An 8,731-nucleotide genomic window follows, 5' to 3' on the forward strand; every position below is an offset into this window, starting at 1 on the left:
TTGATGCTTGTTAGGTGAATAAATACTAGGGATCAGCTGCGATACCGACGTAGTAACATATCCGAATATCGGATGGAGTCCTTTCAGAAATGTGGGAAACTATAACCCGCTCTGTTTTGTTGTCCAGATATACTCGATGTCTGAAGAGCTACCCAGTAAATCAACAGAAGAGCGCACGACCGCTCCTATCGAGAACGGGTTCCCGATACGGCAACTCAACGATATCGCTGAGAAGGAGGGGTATGGTGGGGCGAGACAGTGGTACCGGCCGATCTATACAATGCACAAGTGGTGGGCCCGGCGCTTGGGAAGCACGTTCAGGGCGATCTCCCTGTATTCGCTCCTCGACGACCCAGAAAACATCGATGTCTACGAACCCGGGGCCGATCAACAACTGTCGTCGTTCGAGAGGAACGGAATCGATATCGAGCAACTGCTCTCATCCGTTTCGATCGAAGAACCGGATGCGTTGTGGGAGCTCTATCCGAAAGATGTTCGGATTTCTGATAAGAAGGTCCTCGACCCGTTCATGGGCGGCGGCACTTCTCTCGTTGAAGCGTCCCGATTCGGAGCGGAGTGCCACGGACGAGATCTTAATCCTGTTGCCTGGTTCGTCACAAAGAAAGAAATCGACGCTGGTTCGACTGATCCAGAGAAGTTGGAGGCGGCGTACGACAAGATCGAAGCAAGCGTCGCGGACGAACTGAAACAGTACTACAAGACGCCCTGTCCGAATCATCCAGAAGAACACGACGCCGACGTGATGAACAGCTTCTGGGTGAAGCAACTGGGCTGTGTCTCTTGTGGGGAGACGGTCTCTCTATTTGGCGATTACCGGGTCGGGAAAGGGCGATACGAGAACGACGACAAATACAGCGTCTTCTGTCCGGGGTGCGAGTCAGTAGTCTACGCTGACGATTGGCGGAGCGACACGACCTGCTCGGAGTGCGGTTACGAGTGGGTGCCACAGGAAGGAACCGTGAGTGGAGGTAGTTACACCTGTCATGAGTGCGGCCAAAAGTACGGCATCACCGACGCTATCCAGGAGCAGGACGGCTACGATCTGAAATATTTCGCCATAGAGTATCACTGCCCGACATGTGACGATCGTCGCGATTACGATAAGAGCGACACAAAGGGCTATCGCGGGGTTAGCGAGGAAGATCTCAATTTGTACGAGAAGGCGGTGTCTCGATGGGAGAATAGCCCCGAGCTCCACGATTATGTCCCAGATGAACCAATACCGGAGGGGCATATGACCTCTGATCGAAACCCGGTGTTCGATCATGGCTACGAAAAATGGGCAGATATGTTCAATAGCCGTCAGAAGCTCTGTATATGCCGTCTTATGAGTGAAATTGATAACTTGCAGGATCAAAATATTGCTGAATTTTTACTAATGAGTTTGACTGATTCTCTCCGCAGAAATACCATGCTAATCGGATATAGCCATGTTGGGAATCAAGTTGACCACGTTTTCAAACAAAACGCGTTCGTTCCTCCTACTCGTCCTGTTGATAGCAATTTCTGGGGTGCTGAATACGGTACTGGAACATTCCAATCGACGTGGGACAAGACAATTCGAGGAGTAAAGTGGGCGAATGCTCCCACCGAGCGCTATATTGAGTATCCAGAACATGGGAACTACCCCGACATTCCGGTGAATAGAGATTTAGATGAACCAGACACAATTGAAACCGCACCGTTTGCTCAGCCGATCGGACAAAACACTACAGTCGAACAAGGGGATATCCGAGGTATCGAAGCCGAAAACGAGTACGACGCGGTGATCACCGACCCGCCGTACTACGACAATATCATCTACTCGGAGATTTCCGACTTCTTCTACGTCTGGCAGAAGGTATTGCTTGAAGATGAGTACGAGTGTTTTGAGGGCGAGCGGACGCCACACGACGATAGCATCGTAGCCAACCCGTTCCTCGGTAAGGGTGAAGAGGAGTTCGAGCATGAACTTGGTGAGGCATTCTCGTCAATCCAACAGGCACTGAAACAGGATGGCCTGCTCGCGTTCACCTACCACCACAGCGACTCGGAATCCTGGGGGGAACTTCTCCAATCACTGTGCGAGGCCGAGTTCGAGGTGACGGCAACGTACCCGATTACCGCCGACGTCAGCAAGTTCATTGAAGGCGAGGCAGTCGAGTTCGACATCGTCATCATCGCTCGCCCAGCGACAGAGCGCAACCCCATCTCGTGGAATTCACTCCGCCGTAATATCTACCGAACCGCCCAGAAAACCCGACAGCGCCTCGAAGAGAACCGCGACCTCTCTCGCGGTGACATCGGTGTCGTCGAGATGGGACGCTGCTTCCACGAGTACTCGAAGCATCACGGCAAAGTCGAACGCGCCGGTGAGACGATGACTGCGAAGGAGGTCGTCGACGAAATCTACGGTGTCATCCAACACGGTAGCGACATCGGTGAGATTGACGTCTTCCTTGACTTACTGGAGACTCCAGACGCGTCCTTCAACGACCTCAACAAACTCTCTCGCGGCACCAGTGCCACACCTGAGCGAATGGAAGACATGCGGCTCTACCGGATGGATGACGGCTTCAAACTCGGGACGTGGGACGATGAAACGCGCATCGCTTATATCCAGTCACGCGTCAATAGTGACGAGGAGCTCACTGATCTCGACAAGGCGCAGTTCCTCCGCTACCGCTGGGAGCACGGCAAGTCCGTCTCCGAGTACCTCAGTACGTGGGAGATTACCAATAACCTCCGGGAACTGTGTGAGGGGCTTGCCGACGCGACGGGCGACGACACCTACCGAAATATCCTAGAGTCGCGGCTGAGCGACTACTAGAATTACCTCGCTACCACGTCGTCATCCGCTGCATCATTCTTTGCGTTCGATCAATATCCTGGAGCGTCTCAAGCACATCGGCTAACAGAATGACTTCGACTCCATCTCGCGGTTCCTCAACAGGGTGTCGTGAGAAGTAGAACGCCCTTGTTTGGCTGCCCGCCTCCCCCTCAAGATCGTCTAACGCCGATTCGGAGATCGTTTTCGTATTCTTGACCTCACCGAACACGCGGTCGTCTTCGATCCCGCCAATCAGATCGAAACTCTGGTTGACACCTCCTGCTCCGCCGGGTTGGATCAGTGGATAGTACTCGTATTCCTCACGTAGGTATTCCTCACACAACCGCTCCGTCTGGTCTGGTGAATATGAAGTTGCTTCATCGATGGGCAACTGTTCTCCGTCCCATAACGCCTGAATCTGTTCTTCTGTCGCTCCCCACGAAGTAAACGTCGTATACGGGGGTTCGTAGGCACTCAAAAGGTATTCACCAGCGTCCAGTTCACGCAACTCCTGTAATTCGATTCCCTTGTAGAGGTGCACGATATCCTCGTTGTCCTCTAGATTCCTCTTTGCCTCCTCGGGTTCCGTGTATTTCTGTGATCGCGTTCCATCCTCCTCGACGCCAATGAAGAACGGTTCCGACTCGGGCGGAACAACTCCCAGCATTCGCCCCCTATCATACTCGTCATTACTGGCGTTCAATTGTACGAGACAGATTCCGCCCGTTTCTGCGGCTTCCACCATCTCTTCAATATCGGTGCTACCGCTGTAATCGCTCTCAGAAAAACTTGCTATATCGCTGTAATGACACAGCACGTATCCGTCTCGATAGAACTCTGCTAGTGTTTCATCTGACGAACAGTCCGGAGCAAGGCGGTGGAAAAACACATCAAGTTCAGAGTGATCAACCATACTATGTCGTCTATCTTATAGTACTAAAAAATTTATCATACTGGTGCTGGATGTGTTCGAAAAAGCCTGAATTTTGGCTAGGCCAGCTATGCTTCTTCGTGCCAGTTTGTGATCTGCTCGGTGATCTCTTCTCTGTGTAGGACTTCCATATCCGATATCTCCTTCCGGGTGGCCATTAGATCGTACGACTCCTCCTCCTCGTGGCGACTCGGTAGCTTACGGAAACAGGGAGAGAGATCGACGCGAGCAATCTCCTTGTGTTCAGTAGACTTCTCGGGTCGAGCCAACACGAGCCATCTCACGCCGTCCGTTGCGAACCCAATCGTCGGATCACCGAGGTCCCGTTTGAAATACGATTTGATGTCTTCTTCGGCATATTCGAATTTGTTTGGGGTCTTGACTTCTCCGACTGTAACAGAGTCAAAAGGAAGATCGAGATTCAAAATAGAGAAGTCAGGTGTTGTCTTGTCCCACTTCGGGAAGCCATACGGTTGTGGTCGGTAGTCATATTCCAACACGGACAGCGAGGGCCAGATGAGGTGTTCTTCTACGAATCTCTCCGGTGCCTGTCCAACTGTATCTCCCTTGAGGAACTTCCCATCGCGCATCACGTTCGAGAAGTGACCCGGGATCTCCCGTTCGCGGAATTCATCGGCAAAAGCCTCGAATACACGGAGTAACTGTTCACCGATCCCGGAATGATCCGCAATTCGTGTGACAGCAGTTTCCTCCGAAGACATTCAGATAACCATTTACTACTGGCCACCCGGTTTCAAGATTGTCCTCTCAGTCAGCAAATCTTTAGGTGAGCGGGCGACCCGGGAACAGTAGATGAGTCACGACGACCTCGTTGACGTCGAAATCCGTCACGAGGACGCCGATGATCTAGCTAACCGGATAGACGATATCCCGCCGATACGCGACCATCTGCTTACGATACAGGCCCATCGTCTCCAAGCGGGACAACCGGATACTGAGCTTCAGTCGCTCTCCCACCTCGACGAAGAGCAGGTCAAACTGCTCGAGCACCAGGTGAACGCCGCACACAAGGCACTGTTCGAGATGAACGGCAAGGCACTCCTCGCCGACGAGGTTGGTCTTGGAAAGACTATCGAGGTCGGGATGATCCTCAAAGAGATGCGCTACCGCGGAACCGACGATGCCGTCCTCATTCTCACGCCGGCGCAACTCGCGCAGCAGTGGCAGGGCGAGATGATCGAGAAGTTTGGTCTCGACTTCACCTGCAACTACGACGATGAGTTCGAGGGGTTCGACGCGCACAATCACGTCATCGCTAGCATCGACACCGCGAAGAGTGACCGACATCGCGCGACCGTCCTCGCCCGCGACTGGGACGTAATCGTCCTCGACGAGGCCCATTACGTCAAAAACGAGGAGACCGATCGATACGCTCTACTCGAACAGTTGAGCTACGACTACGCGTTCTTTCTCACCGCGACACCGATTCAAAACGATGTCACAGATCTCTACAACATCATCTCCCTCCTCCGTCCCGGACTGTTCGGCACTCGAGAGGCGTTTCGCAACTACTTCATCGATAGCGGGCAGGAAACCTTGATCAACCGGGACGAACTCCAGCGACGGTTAAGCGAAGTGATGATCCGTAACCGGCGCGCAGAGACGGACATCGACTTTACACCGCGGGACGTCACGACGCGAACCTTCGATCCCTCGCCTGCCGAACGCGAACTGTACCAGGCTGTGACCGACTACGTCCAAGGAGCATACGCCGAAGATCAGGGACAGAAACTCGTCCTAATGATGCTCCAGAAAGAAGTCGTCAGCAGCCCAGAGGCACTCAGGAAGACGGTTGAGCGACAGCTGGATACCGATGACGTCACGCGACATAGCTACGCTGACCAGCTGGAGACGATTCTCGACAAGATTGACGCCGTTGAAACCCCGACGAAGCTTGAAAATCTCCGACAAATAACGGACGAGGCCCGCCAGCGGGTAGACAAAGGTCGCGTAATCGTCTTCACGCAGTTCCGAGCGACACAGCGCGCACTATTGGAGATGCTCGGTGACGAAGGCTACACAACACATGCGTTCCATGGTGGTCATTCCAGCGACGAAAAAGAGGAGATCGTCGAGCGGTTCGAGGAGGAAGGTGGGGTCCTCGTCTCGACAGACGCGATGAACGAGGGGCGGAACCTCCAGTTCTGTAACGTGATGGTCAACTATGACCTGCCGTGGAACCCCATGAAAGTCGAGCAGCGAATCGGTCGGATCCACCGTATCGGACAGAAACGAGAAGTCTACGTGTTCAATCTCGCACTCAACGACACTATCGAGGAGTACGTCTTAGAGAGACTCTATCACAAAATCGACCTCTTCCAACAGTCCGTCGGAGAGCTGAGTGAAATTCTGACTAGGCTCGAGCAGAGCGGGCGGAACTTCGAGGATGAGGTATTCGACCGGTTGGTCAGCGCAGACAGTGAGGTCGAACTGGAGAATGACTTCGACGAGATGGCAGTTGATCTCCAAGAGCAGCGAGACCTCGCCGATCAGGTGAACGACTTCAATAGTGGTGTATTTGAGGGCTTTGACCTGGGAGCATCGGATGACTGACGCAGCACTGCCGGTGACCGAACGAGCGGTTGACGAGTTCGTTACAGACTATCTCGAATCACTCGGTGCAACGATACGCAAAGAAGGGCGGCGATGGACGGTTTCGATTCCAGACGAAACCGCGACTGAGCTGTCGCTCAACGATACAGTCATACATCTGACCGCCGACTCGGAAGAAGCAGATGATGACGCAGTACCACTCGCGCCGGGCAGTGATTTGTTCGAGCGACTTGTAGATGATGCGACGGAACGAGCGCCACTGGGGTCAGTTTCGCTCACGGGTGACGACATCGAGTTCGACACCCCGGACTGGGTGACGGGTGATGCCGTCGAGGTTACCGACCAGCAGTTCACACCGTACTACGACCGAAACGCACTCTGTGTTCTGTTCCACGTTGGAATCGAAACCGTCAGTGAGTATCAGCGGGATCTGCTTCGAGCGGTCGCAGTCGACCTCGCTGATCACGAACCGCGTCCGAAGCTCGCACAGACGTGTCTCGATCTCTCTGGACGGAACGGTACGTCCCTCGCTGAGACTGGCCACACAATAGAGCATGATGAGCTCGTCGAGGCAATCTCGGCATGCCGTGAGATGGTTGAGGGAGCGATTGATTCGGAGGCTCAAGAGATCCGTGAGAAAGCAACCCGTGCGGCGAGCGTCGAGATCGAAGAGTATCGTCAGTATCTCCGCCAGCAACAGACTGAGCTAGAAGATGAGACGCAGCGATTGGCCGACCGGGTCGATGAACTGAGCGAAACTATCGACGCTGCCTCAGAACGGGAAGAGCGTCTCGAACGTCTACGAAAACGGAAGGAGTTCCGGCGTGAACTAGCAGACTTACGCGACGAGCTAGATGATATCCGCGACAGTCTCGACCGAGACCTGCCCGAGAGGCGTGCGACTATTCGAGACCGACACGCCCTAACGATTCGAATTCGTCCGGTAACGGCGACGGTGATAACGTACGAGCGCGGTGATTTGGATATCTCAGTTCGAGATGGGAGCCGTTCTGCGACGCTCACGTGCGACTACGCGGTAGGAGCCGGTATGTTGAATCAGCCGACCTGTGAGCAGTGTGGGGCAGTACTCGACGGACAGAATCCAATCGTGCTCTCAGATGCGATAAGTATCGGTCGGCAGTGCTGTGGCGAAGCGAATCACCCTCCAAGCTTGTAGAGGAGCATATCTGGACTCTCAGAGAGAACATCGCCCGAGAGTGCGTCTACGGTTGAGCCAACATCAGCTACTCCAAAGGCACAGACACCCGCAGTGTCGGGATAGCCGATCCGTTCAAGTTGGTCTTTGAGAGTCTCCGCTAAGGGAGCACTACCTATGTCGATAGTGGTCGTCCCGGAATCTCGGAGCATCTCTACGGATTTGGATGTACGAGAGAGAATCACACCACCCGACTCAAGAAATTGGTACTCGTCGGCGAGAACGTCGCCTAAACGACCAGCTCCTGCTGACTCGCGAATCGTTTGATTCCACGTTTGTGCCTCAGTTGTGGGCTCTGGGTTGAACGATTCAATATCGTGCTGATCCAAAAACTGGATAACCGCAGCTGGTGTGCTTCCGCGCGCCTTCCCACGGAAGAACTCCCAGACGCTCGTTTCCGTGATCCCTGATGAAGGGTTGGTGCCAAGGAGTTCTCTGATAGCTTTTGGAACCCGTATATTTTCTACAGGTACTTGATTCGGAGTACCTCCCAGGGTGGCTTGCGTTTGCGATTTGAAAAGTTGTGATTCTTGAAGTCGCCCAAACGACCGCTCTGTAGCCAGTAACGACGGATCCAACAAGAGATTGACCGGTGGCTGGAACTTTCGTTCAACACTGACCCGGAGCCGCTCGGTGTCGATTCCCATATGTTCAAACTCATATTGAATACCTGATTGAATATACTACTGGATACTTCTACGATATCGTCTAGCAGGATCTGAGTGAGAAAGAGCTCGGTGATGAGAACCCCATGAATACCACTTCATATTCGCGCCATGTGAGGGACAAGACAGCACTGTTTGACCGCTTGAGAGGTGATCCGTGAAGGTTTGCTGTGAACGCAGAATGCGTTATTTTAGTTAATTGTGCTCTATTGAACCCGATGACAGCGCGGGGATCGCGATCTCTGAAGATACGATTATCTAGATCTTCGCCTCAAGGAGTTGGAACGATCCACCTAGAGATCCCAATCTTCTCCCTCTCTACCAAGAGTCCATTTCTACATTCTATCGCCAGCTCTCCCAGACTGAGTATAGAGTGATCCGATCCCGACGCCCTCTACGGATTCAACAGACCAGATATAACCGGAATCTTGATCCTCCCCGCTGGACGCGACGACGCGTTTGAGGACTACAAGCAGTTCATCCGAGATGGGCACCCAATTGAGGATATTGAGTCC

Annotated in this window: 7 protein-coding genes; 3 read left to right on the forward strand and 4 right to left on the reverse strand. The window is 53.4% G+C overall.

Going from position 1 to position 8,731, the window contains the following annotated elements; translation table 11 throughout:
- Positions 1-136: 136 nt before the first annotated feature.
- On the forward strand, positions 137-2,830 hold the full coding sequence (locus tag B378_RS0102060) for a DUF1156 domain-containing protein (RefSeq protein ID WP_026046144.1): 2,694 nt from the start codon (positions 137-139) through the stop codon (positions 2,828-2,830).
- A gap of 10 nt (positions 2,831-2,840) precedes the next feature.
- Here the strand turns inward: B378_RS0102060 and B378_RS0102065 are convergent, their stop codons facing one another.
- The gene (locus tag B378_RS0102065) at positions 2,841-3,743 is read right to left on the reverse strand and encodes a hypothetical protein (RefSeq protein ID WP_155118179.1); all 903 of its coding nucleotides are present in this window, start codon (positions 3,741-3,743) and stop codon (positions 2,841-2,843) included.
- 86 nt (positions 3,744-3,829) lie between these two features.
- Positions 3,830-4,483, reverse strand: a complete 654-nt coding sequence (locus tag B378_RS0102070) for a hypothetical protein (protein ID WP_017342173.1) — start codon at positions 4,481-4,483, stop codon at positions 3,830-3,832.
- 91 nt (positions 4,484-4,574) lie between these two features.
- Between B378_RS0102070 and B378_RS0102075 the strand changes: the two genes are divergently transcribed.
- Positions 4,575-6,335: a DEAD/DEAH box helicase gene (locus B378_RS0102075; RefSeq protein ID WP_017342174.1), complete on the forward strand. Its 1,761-nt coding sequence runs from the start codon at positions 4,575-4,577 to the stop codon at positions 6,333-6,335.
- Positions 6,328-7,512, forward strand: coding sequence for a hypothetical protein (locus B378_RS16670; protein ID WP_155118180.1), 1,185 nt, complete (start codon positions 6,328-6,330; stop codon positions 7,510-7,512). The genes B378_RS0102075 and B378_RS16670 overlap by 8 nt, the downstream gene beginning before the upstream one ends.
- On the opposite strand, the gene B378_RS16675 is transcribed toward B378_RS16670, so the two are convergent.
- Positions 7,494-8,198 (reverse strand): hypothetical protein, encoded by a 705-nt coding sequence (locus B378_RS16675; protein ID WP_155118181.1) that lies wholly within the window; start codon positions 8,196-8,198, stop codon positions 7,494-7,496. The two genes, B378_RS16670 and B378_RS16675, sit on opposite strands and share 19 nt — an antisense overlap.
- A gap of 353 nt (positions 8,199-8,551) precedes the next feature.
- The coding region (locus tag B378_RS17240) for a hypothetical protein (RefSeq protein WP_237738313.1) at positions 8,552-8,731 on the reverse strand (180 nt) is incomplete at its 5' end.

The organism is Halorubrum sp. T3, assembly GCF_000296615.1.
Lineage (GTDB): Archaea > Halobacteriota > Halobacteria > Halobacteriales > Haloferacaceae > Halorubrum > Halorubrum ruber.